A 17,680-nucleotide genomic window follows, 5' to 3' on the forward strand; every position below is an offset into this window, starting at 1 on the left:
AGGGGTTGCTCCCGTGGGTCCTGTCCTCCCGTCCGAAGCCGACCGGTTGCCGTTCCGCGATCCCGCGCTCCCGTTGCACAAACGCGTCGACGACCTGCTGCAACGGCTCACACTCGACGAGCGGATCGGGTTGCTGCACCAGTACGCGGCGCCGATCGAACGCCTGGGCGTCGCCCCCTTCCGCACCGGAACCGAGGCCCTGCACGGCGTGTCCTGGCTCGGCGAGGCCACCGTCTTCCCGCAGGCGGTGGGGCTCGGCGCCACCTGGGACGAGGACCTCGTGCACGCGGTCGCCACGGCCGTGTCGGTGGAAATGCGCGCCTTCCACCGGCACCGCACCCCCGCGACCGGCTCCGGCACCCACAGCCTCCAGGCATGGGCGCCCGTGGTGAACCTGCTGCGCGATCCGCGCTGGGGCCGCAACGAGGAGGGCTATTCCGAGGACCCGCTGCACACCGGCCGACTGGCCACGGCCTACTGCCGGGGCCTGGCCGGGGACCACCCGGACTACCTGCGCGCCGCACCGGTCCTCAAGCACTTCCTCGCCTACAACAACGAGGACGACCGCTGCGTCACCTCCTCCGGCGTCCGGCCCCGCGTGCTGCACGAGTACGACCTGGCGGCGTTCCGCCCGGCCGTCGCCGACGGCTCGGCCACCGGCGCGATGGCGGCGTACAACCTCGTCAACGGCCGCCCCTGCCACGTCAGTCCGCTGATCGAGACGGAACTGCGGCGCTGGGCGCTCGCGACCGGCCACGAGCTGTTCGTGGTCAGCGACGCCGAGGCACCCTCCAACCTGGTCGACCCGGAGCACTACTTCGACGACCACCCCGCGGGACACGCCGCCGCCCTGAAGGCCGGCATCGACAGCTTCACCGACCAGAACGAGGACAGCGCGACGGTGACCGGCCGGCTGCGCGAGGCGGTGGACCGCGGACTGATCGACGAGGTCGACATCGACCGCGCCGCCCGCCGCCAGCTCCAACTGCGCTTCCGGCTCGGCGAGTTCGACCCCGACCTCGACCCGTACGCGCACATCGGCCCCGAGGTGGTCGACAGCCCCGAACACCGCGCCCTCGCCCGGCGCGCCGCGACCGAGTCGGTGGTGTTGCTCAAGAACGACCGACTGCTGCCCCTGGCGCCGCGCGACACACCCCGCGTCGCGGTCATCGGCCCCCTCGCGGACCTGCTCTGCGAGGACTGGTACAGCGGCACCCTCCCCTACGGCGTCACCGTCGCCGCCGGGCTGCGCGCCGCCCTGGCGGAGCACGGCGGCGAAGCGGTGTGCGTCGAGGGCGCCGACCGCATCGAACTGCGCTCGCTCACCAACGGCCAACCGCTGTGCGGTACTTCCTTCGACGTGGTCGACTGGGGCGGCGGCGCCCTCACCCTCCGGGACGCCGGCACCGGCCGCTACCTCAGCCTCAAGGACGACGACACGCTCGTAGCGGACCAGGAACGCATCAAGAACTGGTTCGTGCGCGAGACCTTCGCGCTGGAGCCCGGCGGCGAGCCGGACACCGTCCTCCTGCGCAACCGCCACACCGGCCGCTACGCCGTCGTCGACCCCGCCGACGGCCGGGTGACGATGACCGCCGACGGCCCCGAGACCGCCGAACGCTGGCGCCGCGAGCTGGTGCGCGACGGCTTCGCCGAGGCCCGTGCCGCCGCCGAACAGGCCGACACCGCCGTCGTCGTCCTCGGCAACCACCCGTTGATCAACGGCCGCGAGACCGAGGACCGCGCCGACACCGCCCTGCCGGAGGGGCAGGAGGCGCTGCTGCGCACGGTCTTCGGGGTCCGCCCGCAGACGGCGCTCGTGGTGATGAGCAGCTACCCGTACGCCGTCGACTGGGCCGACGAACACCTGCCCGCCGTGGTGTGGACGTCCCACGGCGGGCAGGAAACAGGTCACGCGCTGGCAGCCGTACTCCTCGGCGACGCCGAACCCGCCGGCCGCCTGCCGCAGACCTGGTATCGGGGCGACGACCCGCTGCCGGAACCGCTGGACTACGACATCATCAAGGCCGGCTGGACCTACCAGTACCACCGGGCCGCACCGCTCTACCCCTTCGGCCACGGCCTGTCCTACACCGACTTCGCCCACAGCGACCTGCGCCTGTCCCACTCCTCGATCGCCCAGGACGGCGAGGCCGCGATCACGGTGACGGTGACCAACACCGGCGCACGGCCCGGCAGCGAACTGGTCCAGCTCTACGTCCGCGCCCTCGACGCCCGCTACGAGGCACCCCGGCAGCGCCTCGCCGACTTCCGCAAGATCCGCCTGGAGCCGGGCGAGAGCCGGGAGTTGTCCTTCCGGCTGCCGGCCGAACGGCTCGCCCACTGGGACGTCGGCACCGGCGCCTTCACCGTCGACCCCGGCGACTACGAGATCACCGTCGCCCGCTCCGCCGAGCACCCGTTCCTGACCGCGCCGCTCACCGTGACCGGACCGGCCCCCGCGCCCCGCCCGCTCCTCCAACGGCGCACCCTCGCCGTCGACTTCGACGATCACACGGACATCGAGATCGTCGACGCCACCCGCGCCGACGGTGACGCCGTCACCACGGCCCACCCGGACCGGCCCGCGACGCTGCTCTTCCGCGGCGTCGACCTCACCGGTGCCGCCCAGGTGGAGGCCGAAATCGCCCGCGAGGACGCGGGGTCGGGGCAGGCCCGGCTGGAACTGCGGGCCGGGGACCGGTTGTTGGTCGCACTCGACATTCCGGTCACCGGCGACCGGTACGCCTGGGCCACCACCGCGGCCGAGTTCGCCGCCCCGCTCGACGGCGTCCACGACCTCACGCTGACGCTGCACGGCGCCTTCCGGCTGACCGCCTTCACCTTCGCCCCGTCCGACTGACCCCCCGCCCGCCACCGCGCGACCAGCGGCCCGCCCGAGCCCGGGCGGGCCGCCACCCGTCCCGTCCGGCGCCGCACCGCCCCACCACCCGACACCGCCTCACCCGGAGGAAACCCCATGCCGCTCACGGACTTCGGTCTGGACGAACTCACCCGCTACCGGCCCGAGTCGCCCGCCCCGAAGGACTTCGACGCCTTCTGGCAGCGCACCCTCGCAGAGGCCCGGTCGCACGACGAGACGGCGAAGACCGAGCGGGTCACCTCCCAGCACCTGCTGCGCACCGTCGACATCGACGACGTACGCTTCCCGGGCTGGCGCGGTGAACCGGTGGCCGCCTGGCTGGTGCGTCCGCGCGACGCTGCCGGACCGCTGCCGGTCGTCATCACCTACAACGGCTACAGCGGCGGACGCTCACTGCCCACCGACCACCTGTTCTGGCCCGCCGCCGGCTACGCCCAGCTCGTCGTCGACAGCCGCGGCCAGGGGCACGACACCCCGGACCGGGGCGAGGGCGACGGCACCCAGTGGGTCAAGGGCTTCATGACCCGCGGCATCGAGTCGCCCGACCACTACTACTACCGGCGCCTGATGACCGACTGCGTGCGCGCCGTGGACGCCGTGGCGCAGTTGCCCGGACTCGACCCGCAGCGGATCGTGCTGGCCGGCGGCAGCCAGGGAGGCGGCCTGGCACTCGCCGTCGCGGGCCTCACCGGGGACCGGGTGGCCGCCGTACTGGCGGACGTCCCGTTCCTGTGCCACTTCCGGCGGGCCGTGCAGATCAGCGGCGAGGGCCCGTACCCGGAGATCGCCGAGTACCTGCGGTGGCACAGCCGCCACCGGGTGGCGGAGACCTTCACCACCCTCGACTACTTCGACGGCGTCCACTTCGCCCAACGGGCCACCGCTCCGGCCCTGTTCAGCGTCGGCCTGATGGACCCGGTCTGCCCGCCCTCCACTGTCTACGCCGCCTTCAACCACTACGCGGGCCAGGACCGCACCATGACGGTGTGGCCGTTCGCCGACCACGGCGGCGGCTGCGGCTCCAACCCGCCCGCGCAACTGGCCTGGCTGCACCGGCGCGGCCTGGCACCGGAGGTCTGAGCGGCGTGTCCTTCGCAGGACGGGCGGGCTTGTTGTGCGATCTCTTTTCAGGAGAGACTTCTACAGCACTGTAGTTCGCCGCCCGCCGTCGGTACGCCGTACCGGCGGCCGTCCACCACCGCGAGAGAGCAGACCTGATGTTCGGCATGAGTGAACTGGCCCTGATCCTTCTCGTCGTCGTGGTGATCCTCGGCATCAAGAAACTGCCCGAGCTGACGCGGTCGGCGGGCAAGGCGGCCCGGATCTTCAAGAGCGAGACCAAGGCGCTGAAGGAGCAGGACGAACCGCCCGCGCGCTCCTGAACGGGCCCCGCGCCCCTGCTGTCCGCAGAGGATCGAGTGATCGCGCGGACGGCAGGGGCGCGGGGCCCGGCGGAGGGGACGAGGCCTCAGACGTTCACGCCGAAGTCGGCGGCGATGCCGGCCAGGCCGGAGGCGTACCCCTGGCCGACCGCGCGGAACTTCCACTCCTCGCCGTGCCGGTACAACTCGCCGAAGACCATCGCCGTCTCCGTGGAGGCGTCCTCGGACAGGTCGTAGCGGGCTATCTCCGCACCGCCCGCCTGGTTCACGATCCGGATGAAGGCGTTGCGGACCTGGCCGAAGCTCTGGCCGCGGTTCTCGGCGTCGTGGATGGAGACCGGGAACGTGATCCGGTCGACCTCGGCCGGTACGGCGGCGAGGTTCACCTTGATCGCCTCGTCGTCGCCCTCGCCCTCACCGGTGAGGTTGTCGCCGGTGTGCTCCACCGAGCCGTCCGGGCTGGTCAGGTTGTTGTAGAAGACGAAGTGCCGGTCGGACAGGACCTTGCCCGACGCGTCCAGCAGCAGCGCGGAGGCGTCGAGGTCGTAGTCGGTGCCCGTGGTGGTGCGGACGTCCCAGCCGAGACCGACCAGCACCGCGGTCAGGCCCGGCGCCTCCTTGCTGAGCGAGACGTTGCCGCCTTTGGACAGGGAAACTCCCACGCTGCTCTCCTTCTTGTTGGACACCGGCCGGGACGCGGATCCGCCGGAGCGAGCCCGCCCTGAAACACTACAACAGTGTAGAAATTGCTGGTCGGGGGGTTCCGAGTAGCGTGGAGAGAAGCGGGTGCCGCTCGCCGGCGGTGAAGCGGTGCCGGGGATCTCTACGATGTACCGCTCATGAACTGCGGTGCAGCGGAAGGGAGAGAAGGTGTGACGAACCAGCGGCAGCGTCCCCGGCGCCGGGGGCAGGGCGAGTTGGAGGGGCTGGTCCTGTCGGTCCTGGGCGAGGCGGACGGCCCGGCGACCGCGGGCTGGGTGCAGGAGCGGCTCGGCGGTGATCTCGCCTACACCACGGTGATCACGATTCTCACGCGGCTGCTCGCCAAGGGGGCGGTGACCCGGGAACGCGCGGGCCGGTCCTTCGCGTGGACGCCGGTGGCCGACCAGGCGGGGCTCGCCGCGCACAAGATGCGCAAGCTGCTGGACGGCGAGAGCGACCGTGAGGCGGTGCTCGCCAGCTTCGTCACCTCGCTCGGACCGGGCGACGAACGGCTCCTGCGGGAACTGCTGAGCCGGGCGACGGCCGAAGGAGAAGACTGAAGCCGCATGGGGGTGTTCATCTTTCTTCCGCTGGTCCTTCCACTGACGGCATGGCCGGTCGCCCGGCTGGCCGAACAGCATCTGCACCCGCGCACGGCCACCAGGCTGCTGACGGGCCTCGCCGGGGCCATGGCGATCTGCAGCTCGGTATCCCTGGGACTGCTGATGGTGGTGGGCACCGCCCAACTGCCCGGCAACCCGCTGCCCGACGGCTGGTCGGACCCCGAGGTGCGCGCGGCGGTGCCCTACGACGAGATCGCCGGCCGCGCCGCCGTGCCCCTGCTCCTCATCGTGGTCGCCGCCTGCGGAAGGACTCTCTGGCGCCACCGGCGGGTGCGCCGACGGGCCCACCGGGCGCTGGCCGGTCTGCCGCCGACCGAGGTGGCGGTCGTGGCCGACGCGGAGCCCTACGCGTACGCCCTGCCCGGCGGGGCGCGGGACCGGGTCGTGGTGACCACGGCCCTGCTGGCCTGCCTCGAACCGGCCGAACGCCGCGCCCTGTTCGCCCACGAACGCGCGCACCTCGCCGCCCGGCACCACCGCTACCTGCTCGCCGTGCGCCTGGCCGCCCAGGCCAACCCGTTCGTCCACCCACTGCGTACGGCGGTGGCCTACACGGCGGAGCGCTGGGCGGACGAGGAGGCGGCCGCCGCGGTCGGCAGCCGCCGCACCGTGGCCCGCGCGATCGGCAAGGCGGCCCTGGTCTCCCGCGGCACTCCGGTGGCCACCCTGGCGGGGCTGGCCGCGCCGGGCCCGGTGCCGCGCCGGGTGGCCGCCCTGCTCGCCCCGGCCCCCGCCGCGCGCTCCTGGCCGTCGGTGTTCACGGCCGTGGGCATGGCCGCGTGGACGGCGGCCGCCGGTACGGCCGTCTCGGCCATGTCGTCGGCGAACTCCGCCCTGACGCTGGCCGTGCTGCTGCACGCGGCGACGCCCCTGTAGAGGGCGTCGCCGGGCACCGGCTCAGAGGTCGAACTCGTGCGGCGGCAGGTCGAGGGTGAAGCACGCCTCGCGGACGACGGCCTGCTCGGTCTTGTCGAAGTCGCCGTCGGCGCCGCCGATGACGATGCCGATCTGGATGACCGCCCGCGCCTCGGCGGGCTTCTTCTTCGCCTTGGCGATCTCCTGGAGCACGCTGACCTTGCCGAAGGCGAAGTCGGTGGTCAGCTTGTCGAGGTTTTCGTCGAAGCGGCGCTGGAGGTCGGTCGCGTCGAAGTTCTGCAGCACCTCGTTGGTGGCGATCAGCTGGGCCACGCGCTGCCGTTCGGCCGGGTCGATCGTGCCGTCGGCTGCGGCGACCAGGGCGCACATCGCCATGCTGGCATCGCGGAAGGCGCCGCTCTTGAGGTCGTTCTTCTTCGCCATGAGCTGGGTCTGCATCGTCGACGCGGACTCCTTGATGCGGTCCCACAGGGCCATGAGAACTCCATGTGTTCGTTGTCGTAATAGATCTACAGCAACGTAGAAACTAGCGGGGAGGCGGATAAGTTCCGGCCGCGGCGAGCTGGTTCCCGGAGCGGCCGGGAGGCTCAGCCCTCGTCCCCTTCGTCGCCCTCGTCGCCCTCGAAGAAGTCACCGATCTCGTCGACGACTTCGGCCGCGACCATGTCGCCGACCACACCCACGGCCAGCCCCGCGGCGCCCGCGGCGACCGCCGTGCCGACGCCGGGGCCGGAGCGGTGGCCGTCGTGGCCCTCGTGGTCGTGGTGTCCGTAGTGGCCCTCGTGCCCGTAGGAGGTGTGGGCGCCGTGCGCCGACCGATGCTCGACCAACTGCCGGATCCAGCCGTCGACCTCGGCGTTTTAGTCGCGGGCCTCGTGCAGTCCCACGGTGAAGCGGGTGAGGGCGTCGTGGCCCGCCGACAGGAGCCCGCCGCGCTTGTCGGCCTCCAGGACCACCTCCATCCCGCCCGGGGCGGCCAGGAAGGTGAGCTCGATCTCGTTGACCTGGCGCGTCTGTTCTCTGGCTGGAACGACGGGAATCCCCGGTCGTTCTCTACAGGTGCGTAGAGGCGTGAAGGGCGTCGCCGCCCGCCCGTGCCGTGTTCGTGGCGGCCGGGCCGCGGCGCCGAGGAACTGATCGCGATCGCCGAGCACTCGGCGGCCGAGGGTGCCCTGCATCCGGTCACCCGCGTCCGCGTCGAGAGCACGTCCTCGCCGAACCGGTCGGCCCGGCCGCCACCGCTCCGGCGTGATCCGGAGGAGTGCGTCGCCGGGCCGCATCGGCTACGTGTGAGCCGGCCCCGCCCCGGGCCCGACGTCGGCGGGCGAGGCGGGGCGTCGCGTCCGGGACGGGTCCGGGGCGAGTTCGTCCAGGAGGGACGGGGAGAAGTTGCCGCCGGTGAGGACCGCTCCCAGGGAGCCGGGGCCCAGGTCGTGCCGCAGTGCCGCGGCGACGGCGACCGCGCCCGAGGGCTCCAGGAGGAGCCCCAGGGTGTCCCGCACGAGGCGCAGGGCCTGCAGGATGTCCTCCTCGTCGACGAGGAGGACATCGTCGACGACCTCGCGCATCCAGTCGACCGCGGCGGGCACGGGCACCCGCACGGCGATGCCGTCCGCCATCGTGCTCACCGGGCCCGTCGCCTCGGGTGCACCGGTGCGCCAGCTGGTGGCCATGGCCGGCGCGCCCGCCGCACAGACGCCGATGATCCGGGTGCGCGGTGAACGGGCCTTCGTCCAGCAGCCGATGCCGCTGATCAGGGCGCCGTTGCCGACCGGGACGAGGAGTGCGTCGAGGCCGAGCGGGGCCAGTTCCACCGCGATGGTGCCGGCGCCCTCGGCGATGAGCGGCTCGTCACCGTCCTCGACGAAGACGTAGTCCGGGCGGGTGCCCGCGAAGGTCCGGGCCGCGTCCTTGGCGGCGTCGAAGTCCCCACCGGCCAGGACGACCTCGGCCCCCAGCTCCCGCATCCGCGCCACCTTGTTCGGGTTGGCGTCGTGCGCGGCGAACACGGTCACCGGCAGCGAACGCGCCTGTCCGGCGTAGGCCATGGCCTGGCCGAAGTTCCCGGCGGAGGCGCAGACGACGTGCTGACCGGCGGCCAGTCGGCGCATGTAGAGGTCCGCGCCCCGGCCCTTGAAGGAGCGCAGCGGATTCAGCGTCTCCACCTTGACCACGGTGTCCCGGCCGAGCGCACGGGAGAGTGCGGCATCGGAGAACTGGGGTGTGCGGAGGAAGGCGGGGTCGATGAGACTGGCAGCCTCTTCGATGCTGTCAGCAGACAAACGCTTAACGGTCATGACTGATGCTAATCGGTCCCCGGCCGTCATGCCGGAGGGTCCGTGGCGGATTGGGTACTTTCACGGATCCCTCCCGCCCGCCGACTGCCGGGCGTCCGTTGAGGAGGTCGACGGCCCCCTTGTCGCCTACTGCCTGCCGCGATGTCCGTGCTGTCGGCGGAGGTCCGCGACGAGGAGCAACGCATCGCCGACCCGCACCGACTGGCGTCAGGCGTCGGGGAAGTGCCGGCCGAGTTCGGCGACGACGGCGCGCAGGGCGGGAGAGAGCCAGCGCCTGCCGAGGCGTACGAGCTGCACGGGGACGTCCGGGAAGCGGGGGCCCGGCACCTCCGCGAGGCGGCCTTCGCTGAGCGCGCCTTCGACGGTGACGCGGGGGAGGAGGGTGAGGCCCAGGCCGGCCGCGACGCACGAGCGGGCGGCCTCGATACTGCCGAACCGGGTCAGCCGCGGCTGTGCCCCGGGCACCGCGAGCAGGTCCCGGGCGAGCCGGTCGCTGTAGGAGCAGCCCTGTTCGTGCAGGAAGACGTGCTCACGGGAGAGTTCCTCCCAGCCGATGCCGGATCCGTCCCCGCCGGCCAGCGGGTGGCCGGGCGCGGCGACGAGGACCAGGGGCTCGGCGGCCAGGCGTTCGGCGGTGAGGTCGGCGTACTCGGCCTTCTCCTCCAGCAGCAGGGCGAGGTCCAGCCGGCCGGAGCGCAGCCCTTCGACCGCATCCGTCGTGCCCGTCGGGTGGAGGTGGATCTCCACCTCCGGATGCGTGCGGCGCAGGGCGGCGATCACACCTGGCAGCCGCGCCGAGCACAGCGTCTCGCCGGCGCCGATGACCACCCGGCCGGTGACCGGCCCGCCGCCGCTCGCCGCGGCGGTGGCCCGCAGCCGCTCCTCCGCCTCCAGAACGGCCTCGGCGTCCGTGAGCAGGCGCCGCCCGGCGTCGGTGAGCACCGTGCCGCGCGGCAGCCGGTCGAACAGGCGGGTCCCGAGGTCCTTCTCCAGCGTCCGGACGTGCACGGTGACCGTGGACTGGGCCAGGTGGAGTTCGGCGGCGGTCGCGGTGAAGTTGCCGGTGCGGGCGAGCGCGGCGAAGGTGCGCAGGAGTCGGGTGTCCACGGGCCGACCCTAGCCGAAGCCATCGGAATACTCGATCGTGATCTTCGTGGATTATCATTTCCCTGCATGGCTCAAGCGTGGCAGCGTAAGGGCCATGAACATCGACAGCAGCCTGGACGTCCTGCGGTACTCCGCCTTCACCCCCGGCACGACCGTCCCCGACGGCGGCAATCCGGCCGGCGTCGTCCTGGACGCCTCGGGCCTCGACGACACGGCGATGCTGTCCGTAGCCGCCGAAGTGGGCTACTCCGAGACGGCGTTCGTCACGGCCCGGGACGACTCCCGCGGCCGCTTCCGGGTCCGCTACTTCAGCCCGCTCACCGAGGTCCCGTTCTGCGGGCACGCCACCGTGGCCACGGCGGTGGCGCTCGCCGAGCGGATCGGCCCGGGCGAGTTGCTCTTCGAGACCCCGGCCGGGGAGATCCCGGTGTCGACGGCCACCGACGCGGACGGCGTGGTACGGGCCACGCTCACCAGCGTGCCCACCCGCTCCCGGCCGGCCACGTCGGAGGAACTCGACGCCGCGCTCGCCGCCCTGGGCTGGGAGCGCGGCGACCTCGACCCCGAACTGCCCCCGCACGTCGCTTTCGGCGGGGCCGAGCACCTCGTCCTGGCCGCCGCCACCCGGGCCCGGCTGGCGGATCTCGCCTACGACTTCGAGGGCCTCGCCGAGGTGATGCGCAGCCACGGCTGGACCACCGTCCAACTGGTGTGGCGCGAGTCCGCCGAACGGTTCCACGCCCGCGACCCCTTCCCGGTCGGCGGCGTGGTGGAGGACCCGGCCACGGGCGCCGCCGCGGCCGCCCTCGGCGGCTATCTGCGCACCCTCGGCCTGGTGCCGGAGCCGGTGACGATCGCCGTCCGGCAGGGCGAGGACATGGGCCGCCCGAGCGAACTCCTCGTCGGCATCGACCCGGCCGACCCCCGGGTACGGGTCACCGGCCGGGCGCAGTCCATCGGCGGACCCCGGTGACGCCCGGCGCTGCCACGGCCGTGGACGTCGGGGACGGGGTCCGGCTGGCGGTGACGGACAGCGGCGGCGACGGGCCCGTGGTCCTGCTGCTGCACGGCTGGCCGGTGACCTCGTACCACTGGCGCCTGACCGTCCCGGCCCTCGCCGAGGCCGGCTTCCGGGCCGTGGCCGCCGATCTGCGCGGGCTAGGGAACTCCACGGCGGGCGGCGGGCGGTTCGACAAGGAGTTGCTGGCCGGGGACGTCATCGCCCTGGCCGACCGCCTCGACGTGGCCCGCTTCGCCGTCGTGGGGCACGACTGGGGCGGCACGGTCGGCTACCTCGTCGCTGCCGCCCACCCCGAGCGGGTGTGGGCTCTCGCCGTCGAGGAAGAGGTCCTCCCGGGCATCGACGCTGAGATCCCGGAGCCCGGACGCAGCCACTACCCGGACTGGCACGGCCCGTTCAACCGCCGGGCGGGCCTGGCCGAAACCCTCGTACCCGGGCGGGAGGACGCCTACTACGGCACCTTCCTACGGCAGAGCGCGGGCCCCGCGCCACTGGCCCTTCCCGGCGACGCGGAACAGGTCTACCTCGACGCCTACCGGCGGCCCGGCACCCTCGCGGCGGGCCTGGGCTACTACCGGACGGCTCAGGCGGACGCGGCAGCCGTCCGGACCCGCTCGCACCACCCGCTGGACACGCCCGTGCTGGCGATCGGCGGACGGTACGGCATGGGCACGGCGGTGACCAAATGCCTCGCCCAGCTCGCCACGGACGTCCAGGACCTCCAGGTCGCACAGGCCGGCCACTACCCGGCCGAGCAGGACCCGGCGACCGTGAACAGGGAACTCACGTCGTTCCTCGCGCGCCACCGCCCGGTGACGGCACCAGGGTGTGGGCTTCCGCATTGAAGGGAGGAGAGCCGCCGGGCCGCTCTCCACCACCCGGCCCAACGCCGTCCGGGGGATGGTGGCGGTGGCACGCGGTGGCGCAGGAGCGGCGCGGCGGCTCGGGAAGGAGCCTCGCACACGCCGTAGCGTGCGGACATCCGTAGAAACCCTCAACTTGGTACGGAGACATGCGCGTTGGCCGCATCCAGCCGCCGTTGACGATGTTGGGGCGAAGGGGGAGGAGGGCAAGCGCCGCACGCGCCGGGCCCCCGGAGGCGCCGCCCCCAGGGCCGGCAGGCGGAGCTCAGGACGGGCAGGCGCAGCTCAGGGCCGGCAGGCGGAGCCGAGGTGCGGCGTTAGAGGTGCGTCAAGGACGTCGGGGGTGGCGTCAGGGGAGCGTTAGCGGCGGTCGATTCTCGTCCGGCGGCAGGTTTCCTGAACTGGTCCGATTCGTTTTCCGAACCTTGTTCAGGGAGTTTGCGATGGCCGATGTGGCCTTCGTCGTCGCCACGGTCGCGGTGTTCGTACTGGTGGCCCTCATCGCCCGAGGGGTGGGCCGGCTGTGAGCGTCGAGAACGTGGTGGGCCTGGTGGTGGCCGTCGCCCTGCTGGGCTATCTGGTGGCCGCCCTCCTGTTCCCGGAGAGGTTCTGAGGCCCCGAGATGAGTCCCGTACTTGCTGACATGCTCGTGGTGACCGCGCTGATCGGCGCGCTCGCTCTCGTGCACCGCCCCTTCGGTGACTACATGGCCGCCGTCTTCTCCTCCCGCAAGCACCTCCGGGTCGAGAAGTGGATCTACCGTTCCGTCGGCGCCGACCCGGACGCCGAGATGCGCTGGCCGGCCTATCTGCGCGCGGTGCTGGCCTTCTCCGCGGTCGGCGTGCTGTTCCTCTGTCTGCTGATGCGGGTGCAGGACAAGCTGCCGCTGTCACTGGGCTTCGCGCCGATCACGCCGGACCAGGCGTTCAACACGGCCGCCTCCTTCGTGTCCAACACCAACTGGCAGTCGTACTCGGGCGAGTCCGCCATGAGCCATGTCACCCAGACCATGGGCCTGGCCGTGCAGAACTTCGTCTCCGCCGCCGTCGGCATCGCGGTCGCCGTCGCGCTCGTCCGCGGCTTCGCCCGCTCCCGCACCGGTGAGCTGGGCAACTTCTGGGCCGACCTGGTGCGCGGCGTCGTCCGGATCCTGATCCCGATCTCGGTGGTCGCGGCGCTGGTGCTGATCGCCTGCGGTGCGATCCAGAACTTCGGCGACATCCACACCGTCACCACGCTGACCGGGGACCAGCAGTCCCTCAGCCCGGGCGCGGTCGCCTCCCAGGAGGCCATCAAGGACCTGGGCACCAACGGAGGCGGCTACTTCAACGCCAACTCCTCGCACCCGTTCGAGAACCCGAGCGGTTTCACGAACCTGCTGGAGATCTTCCTGCTGCTGGTGATCCCGTTCTCGCTGCCGCGCACCTTCGGCAGGATGGTCGGCTCGGTCCGGCAGGGCTACGCGATCGTCGGCGCGATGGCCACCATCTGGTTCCTCGGCGTGATCGCGGTGACCTGGATCGAGTACGCCCACCCGGGCACCGCCTCGCAACTGGCGGGCGGCGCGATGGAGGGCAAGGAGCAGCGGTTCGGCGAGGGCAACTCCTCGCTGTTCGCGGTCTCCACGACCATGACCTCGACCGGCTCGGTGAACTCCTTCCACGACTCCTACTCTGGCCTGTCCGGCGGTGTGCTGCTGCTCGGCATGATGCTGGGCGAGATCGCGCCCGGCGGCGTCGGCTCCGGCCTCTACGGCATGCTGATCATGGCGGTCATCGCGGTGTTCATCGCCGGTCTGATGGTCGGCCGCACACCCGAGTACCTGGGCAAGAAGATCGGCTCGCGCGAGATCAAGCTGGCCGCCTGCTACCTCCTCGTCACCCCGACCCTGGTGCTGGTCGGCACCGCGCTGGCGATGGCGCTCGGCAAGGGCGAGTCCTCGATGACGAACACCGGCGCGCACGGCTTCTCCGAGGTGCTCTACGCCTACGCCTCCGCCAGTAACAACAACGGGTCCGCCTTCGCGGGCTTCGGGGCGAACACCGAGTACCACAACACGATGCTCGGCCTGTGCATGCTGCTCGGCCGCTTCCTGCCGATGGTGTTCGTGCTGGCGCTGGCCGGCTCGCTCGCCGGGCAGCAGCCGGTACCGGCCACCGCGGGCACCCTGCGCACCGAGAAACCGCTGTTCACCGGCCTGCTGGTGGGCGCGATCCTGATCATCACCGGTCTGACGTTCTTCCCGGCCCTGGCGCTGGGACCGCTCGCCGAGGGGCTGGCGTCATGACCACCGACACCCACCACACCGACGTGAAGAAGCGGGACCCCATGTCCACTCCCACCCTCGCGCCCCACCAGGACGCGCCGACCGGGCACAAGGCGCCCGAGGGGCGTGTCGGCGCGGGCCTGTTCGACCCCCGGCAGCTCGTCAGGTCGCTGCCGGACGCCTTCCGCAAGCTCGACCCGCGGGTGATGGTCAAGTCCCCCGTGATGTTCGTGGTGTGGATCGGGTCCGTCCTGACCACCGGCTTCGCCGTCACCGACCCCGGCGACCGGTTCGGCTGGACCATCGCCGTCTGGCTGTGGCTGACCGTGGTCTTCGCCAACCTGGCGGAGGCCGTCGCCGAGGGCCGCGGAAAGGCGCAGGCGGACACCCTGCGCAAGGCCAAGACCGACACGGTGGCCCGCCGGGTCGACGGGACCGTGGTCGCCGGCACCGAGCTGAGGATCGGTGACCTGGTCGTCTGCGAGGCCGGTGACGTCATCCCCGGCGACGGCGACGTCGTCGAGGGCGTCGCCTCGGTCGACGAATCGGCGATCACCGGTGAATCCGCCCCCGTCATCCGGGAGTCCGGCGGCGACCGCAGCGCCGTGACGGGCGGCACGAAGGTCCTCTCCGACCGCATCGTCATCAAGATCACCACAAAGCCGGGTGAGACCTTCATCGACCGGATGATCAGCCTGGTCGAGGGCGCGGCCCGGCAGAAGACGCCCAACGAGATCGCGCTGAACATCCTGCTCGCCTCGCTGACGGTCGTCTTCCTGCTCGCGGTGGCCACCCTGCCGCCGTTCGCCGACTACGCGGGCACCGACCTGACGACGGTCGTCCTGGTCGCCCTGCTGGTCTGTCTGATCCCGACCACCATCGGCGCGCTGCTGTCCGCGATCGGCATCGCGGGCATGGACCGGCTGGTGCAGCGCAACGTGCTCGCCATGTCCGGCCGCGCGGTCGAGGCCGCCGGCGACGTCTCCACCCTGCTGCTCGACAAGACCGGCACCATCACCCTCGGCAACCGCCGGGCCGCCGAGTTCGTGCCGGTGCGCGGCACCACCGAGACCGAGGTGGCCGACGCCGCGCAACTGTCGTCGCTGGCCGACGAGACCCCCGAGGGCCGCTCGATCGTCGTCCTCGCCAAGGAGAAGTACGGGCTGCGCGAACGCCACCAGGGCGAGCTGGCGCACGCCACCTGGATCGAGTTCACCGCCCAGACCCGCATGTCGGGCGTGGACGTGGACGGACGCAGCATCCGCAAGGGCGCGGCCGGTTCGGTCGTCGGCTGGGTGCGCGAGCAGGGCGGCACGGTCGCCGAGGACGCGGACGGGATCGCGAACCGGATCTCCGAGGCGGGCGGCACGCCCCTGCTGGTGGCCGTCGCCGACGACAGGGGCGCCCGCGTCCTGGGCGTCATCCACCTCAAGGACGTCGTCAAGGAGGGCATGCGGGAACGGTTCGAGGAACTGCGCCGCATGGGCATCAAGACGATCATGATCACGGGCGACAACCCGCTGACCGCCAAGGCCATCGCGGACGAGGCGGGCGTCGACGACTTCCTCGCGGAGGCCACGCCCGAGGACAAGATGGCGCTGATCAAGCGGGAGCAGGCCGGCGGCAAGCTGGTCGCGATGACCGGCGACGGCACCAACGACGCCCCGGCACTGGCCCAGGCGGACGTCGGCGTCGCGATGAACACCGGTACGTCGGCCGCCAAGGAGGCCGGCAACATGGTCGACCTCGACTCCGACCCGACCAAGCTGATCGAGATCGTCGAGATCGGCAAACAACTCCTCATCACCCGGGGCGCGTTGACGACGTTCTCCATCGCCAACGACGTCGCCAAGTACTTCGCGATCATCCCGGCGCTGTTCGCCGCGGCCTACCCGTCGCTGGACCGGCTCAACATCATGAACCTGTCCTCGCCCCAGTCCGCGATCCTGTCCGCGGTCGTCTTCAACGCGCTGATCATCATCGCGCTGGTGCCGCTGTCCCTGAAGGGCGTGCAGTACCGGCCGGGCAGCGCGGACAGCATGCTCCGCCGCAACCTCACCGTCTACGGGCTGGGCGGCCTCGTCGCGCCCTTCCTCGGCATCAAGCTCATCGACGTACTCGTCTCGCTCATCCCCGGGATCGGCTGAAGGACATGAACACTTCCGTAGTGACCACCGGGCGCACGGCCTGGGCCGCCCTGCGCATGCTGCTCGTCCTCACCGTGCTGACCGGCGTCGCCTACCCCCTCGTCGTCACCGGCATCGGCCAACTGGCCTTCCACGACCAGGCCAACGGCTCCCTCGTGACGGCGGACGGCAGGGAGGTCGGCTCCCGGCTCGTCGGCCAGAGCTGGAACCTCAAGGGCACCGACACCCCGGACCCCAAGTGGTTCCAGGGCCGCCCCTCGCACAGCGGCTACGACCCCCTGTCCACCGGCTCCAGCCAGCTGGGCGCGAGCGACCCCAGGCTCGTCAAGGCCGTCGGGGCGGCCAGGAAGCAGGTCGCCGCCTTCAACGGCGTACCGGAATCCAAGGTGCCCGCCGACGCCGTCACCGGCTCGGCCTCCGCGATCGACCCGGACATCTCGCCCGACTACGCCGACATCCAGGTCAAGCGGGTCGCCGAGGCCAACGGCCTGACCGTCGCGCAGGTCCAGCGGCTGGTAGACGACCACACGGAGGGCCGCACGCTCGGCTTCCTGGGCGAACCGCACGTCAACGTGCTGGAGTTGAACATCGCCCTCAAGGCCCTCGCGGCGAAGAACTGATGGCCTTACCGCACGGCAGGGGAGCCGACGGCCGGGAAGAACCGTCCGCGCCGCCGGCTCCCGCCGCTCACCCCACCCTCGCGCACGACACGAAAGGCGCACACCGATGACCCGGGTGCTGGTCGTCGAGGACGACCCCCAACTCGTCCGCGCGCTCGTCATCAACCTGCAGGCCCGCCACTACGGCGTCGACGCCTCCCCGAACGGCGCCACGGCCCTGCGGCTGGCGGCCATGCGCCGGCCCGACGTCGTCGTCCTCGACCTGGGCCTGCCCGACATGGACGGCGTCGACATCATCAGGACGCTGCGCGGCTGGACCCGGGTGCCGATCCTCGTCCTCTCCGCCCGGCGGGCGTCCGCGGAGAAGGTCACGGCACTGGACGCCGGCGCCGACGACTACATCACCAAACCCTTCAGCATGGACGAACTGCTCGCCCGGCTGCGCGCGGCCGTCCGCCGCACCGAGAGCGGACCCGCCACCTCGGAAGGGACCCTGGTCGAGACGGACGACTTCACCGTCGACCTGGCCGCGAAACGGGTACGGCGCCGCGGACATGACGTCCGGCTGACCCCCACCGAGTGGCAGCTGCTGGAGATCCTGGTGACCAGCCCCGGGCACCTGGTCACGCAGAAGCGTCTGCTCCAGGAGGTCTGGGGAGCCGCGCGGAGCAGCAAGACCAACTACCTGCGCGTGTACATGGCCCAACTGCGGCGCAAACTCGAAGCGGACCCCTCGCACCCGCGCTACCTCATCACCGAACCCGGCATGGGCTACCGCTTCGAGGAGTGAACACCACCCCGGGAGGGCCGCCGGTGGTACCGAGCGCGGTCCGGTGCCGTGGGGGTGCAGGCCGCGGCGGCGACCACGGTCGTGTGCGGCATGCCTGCCGCT

The 17,680-nt window shown here is 72.0% G+C and carries 16 protein-coding genes and 1 pseudogene; 12 read left to right on the plus strand and 5 right to left on the minus strand.

All coding sequences use genetic code 11. From position 1 onward, the window contains the following. Nucleotides 1–13 precede the first annotated feature (13 nt). The 3 genes from ICC28_RS14250 (at nt 14) to ICC28_RS14260 (ending at nt 4,266) form a co-directional block, all read left to right on the plus strand. The gene (locus tag ICC28_RS14250; RefSeq protein ID WP_317454014.1) at nt 14–2,863 is read left to right on the plus strand and encodes a glycoside hydrolase family 3 C-terminal domain-containing protein; all 2,850 of its coding nucleotides are present in this window, start codon (nt 14–16) and stop codon (nt 2,861–2,863) included. Nucleotides 2,864–2,980: 117 nt separating this feature from the next. Beyond that, on the plus strand, nt 2,981–3,964 hold the full coding sequence (locus tag ICC28_RS14255) for an acetylxylan esterase (protein WP_188288900.1): 984 nt from the start codon (nt 2,981–2,983) through the stop codon (nt 3,962–3,964). Nucleotides 3,965–4,101: 137 nt separating this feature from the next. After that, on the plus strand, nt 4,102–4,266 hold the full coding sequence (locus ICC28_RS14260; RefSeq protein WP_188288901.1) for a twin-arginine translocase TatA/TatE family subunit: 165 nt from the start codon (nt 4,102–4,104) through the stop codon (nt 4,264–4,266). Nucleotides 4,267–4,352: 86 nt separating this feature from the next. Here the strand turns inward: ICC28_RS14260 and ICC28_RS14265 are convergent, their stop codons facing one another. After that, on the minus strand, nt 4,353–4,928 hold the full coding sequence (locus tag ICC28_RS14265) for a TerD family protein (protein ID WP_188288902.1): 576 nt from the start codon (nt 4,926–4,928) through the stop codon (nt 4,353–4,355). Between the two features lie 177 nt (nt 4,929–5,105). Between ICC28_RS14265 and ICC28_RS14270 the strand changes: the two genes are divergently transcribed. Next, nucleotides 5,106–5,528 carry a BlaI/MecI/CopY family transcriptional regulator gene (locus ICC28_RS14270; protein WP_188288903.1) on the plus strand — a complete coding sequence of 141 codons (423 nt, stop codon included), beginning with the start codon at nt 5,106–5,108 and terminating at the stop codon, nt 5,526–5,528. A gap of 6 nt (nt 5,529–5,534) precedes the next feature. Continuing rightward, entirely contained in the window at nt 5,535–6,467 is a 933-nt protein-coding gene (locus tag ICC28_RS14275; RefSeq protein WP_188288904.1) for a M56 family metallopeptidase, read from the plus strand. A gap of 21 nt (nt 6,468–6,488) precedes the next feature. Here the strand turns inward: ICC28_RS14275 and ICC28_RS14280 are convergent, their stop codons facing one another. The 4 genes and pseudogenes from ICC28_RS14280 to ICC28_RS14295 form a co-directional block, all read right to left on the minus strand. Continuing rightward, nucleotides 6,489–6,944, minus strand: a complete 456-nt coding sequence (locus ICC28_RS14280) for a tellurite resistance TerB family protein (RefSeq protein WP_188288905.1) — start codon at nt 6,942–6,944, stop codon at nt 6,489–6,491. A gap of 110 nt (nt 6,945–7,054) precedes the next feature. Continuing rightward, a pseudogene (locus ICC28_RS40530) lies at nt 7,055–7,507 on the minus strand (sporulation protein); the annotation flags it as partial. Between the two features lie 243 nt (nt 7,508–7,750). Beyond that, nucleotides 7,751–8,749 carry a threonine/serine dehydratase gene (locus ICC28_RS14290; protein WP_223188825.1) on the minus strand — a complete coding sequence of 333 codons (999 nt, stop codon included), beginning with the start codon at nt 8,747–8,749 and terminating at the stop codon, nt 7,751–7,753. A gap of 222 nt (nt 8,750–8,971) precedes the next feature. Further along, nucleotides 8,972–9,871, minus strand: coding sequence for a LysR family transcriptional regulator (locus ICC28_RS14295; RefSeq protein ID WP_188288907.1), 900 nt, complete (start codon nt 9,869–9,871; stop codon nt 8,972–8,974). A gap of 94 nt (nt 9,872–9,965) precedes the next feature. Between ICC28_RS14295 and ICC28_RS14300 the strand changes: the two genes are divergently transcribed. From ICC28_RS14300 to ICC28_RS14330, 7 genes are all read left to right on the plus strand, one after another. Then, nucleotides 9,966–10,844 (plus strand): PhzF family phenazine biosynthesis isomerase, encoded by an 879-nt coding sequence (locus tag ICC28_RS14300; RefSeq protein ID WP_188288908.1) that lies wholly within the window; start codon nt 9,966–9,968, stop codon nt 10,842–10,844. Continuing rightward, nucleotides 10,841–11,737 carry an alpha/beta hydrolase gene (locus ICC28_RS14305; RefSeq protein ID WP_317454016.1) on the plus strand — a complete coding sequence of 299 codons (897 nt, stop codon included), beginning with the start codon at nt 10,841–10,843 and terminating at the stop codon, nt 11,735–11,737. The genes ICC28_RS14300 and ICC28_RS14305 overlap by 4 nt, the downstream gene beginning before the upstream one ends. 541 nt (nt 11,738–12,278) lie before the next feature. Further along, nucleotides 12,279–12,368 carry a K(+)-transporting ATPase subunit F gene (kdpF, locus tag ICC28_RS14310; protein WP_188288909.1) on the plus strand — a complete coding sequence of 30 codons (90 nt, stop codon included), beginning with the start codon at nt 12,279–12,281 and terminating at the stop codon, nt 12,366–12,368. Nucleotides 12,369–12,377: 9 nt separating this feature from the next. Beyond that, the gene (gene kdpA, locus ICC28_RS14315) at nt 12,378–14,042 is read left to right on the plus strand and encodes a potassium-transporting ATPase subunit KdpA (protein ID WP_188288910.1); all 1,665 of its coding nucleotides are present in this window, start codon (nt 12,378–12,380) and stop codon (nt 14,040–14,042) included. Further along, nucleotides 14,039–16,168, plus strand: coding sequence for a potassium-transporting ATPase subunit KdpB (gene kdpB / locus ICC28_RS14320; RefSeq protein ID WP_223188826.1), 2,130 nt, complete (start codon nt 14,039–14,041; stop codon nt 16,166–16,168). Before kdpA ends, kdpB begins: the two co-directional genes overlap by 4 nt. A gap of 5 nt (nt 16,169–16,173) precedes the next feature. Then, on the plus strand, nt 16,174–16,788 hold the full coding sequence (gene kdpC / locus ICC28_RS14325) for a potassium-transporting ATPase subunit KdpC (RefSeq protein WP_188288911.1): 615 nt from the start codon (nt 16,174–16,176) through the stop codon (nt 16,786–16,788). Nucleotides 16,789–16,894: 106 nt separating this feature from the next. After that, on the plus strand, nt 16,895–17,578 hold the full coding sequence (locus tag ICC28_RS14330) for a response regulator (RefSeq protein WP_188288912.1): 684 nt from the start codon (nt 16,895–16,897) through the stop codon (nt 17,576–17,578). Nucleotides 17,579–17,680: the final 102 nt, after the last annotated feature.

Source organism: Streptomyces sp. TRM68416 (assembly GCF_014596915.1).
Taxonomy (GTDB): domain Bacteria; phylum Actinomycetota; class Actinomycetes; order Streptomycetales; family Streptomycetaceae; genus Streptomyces.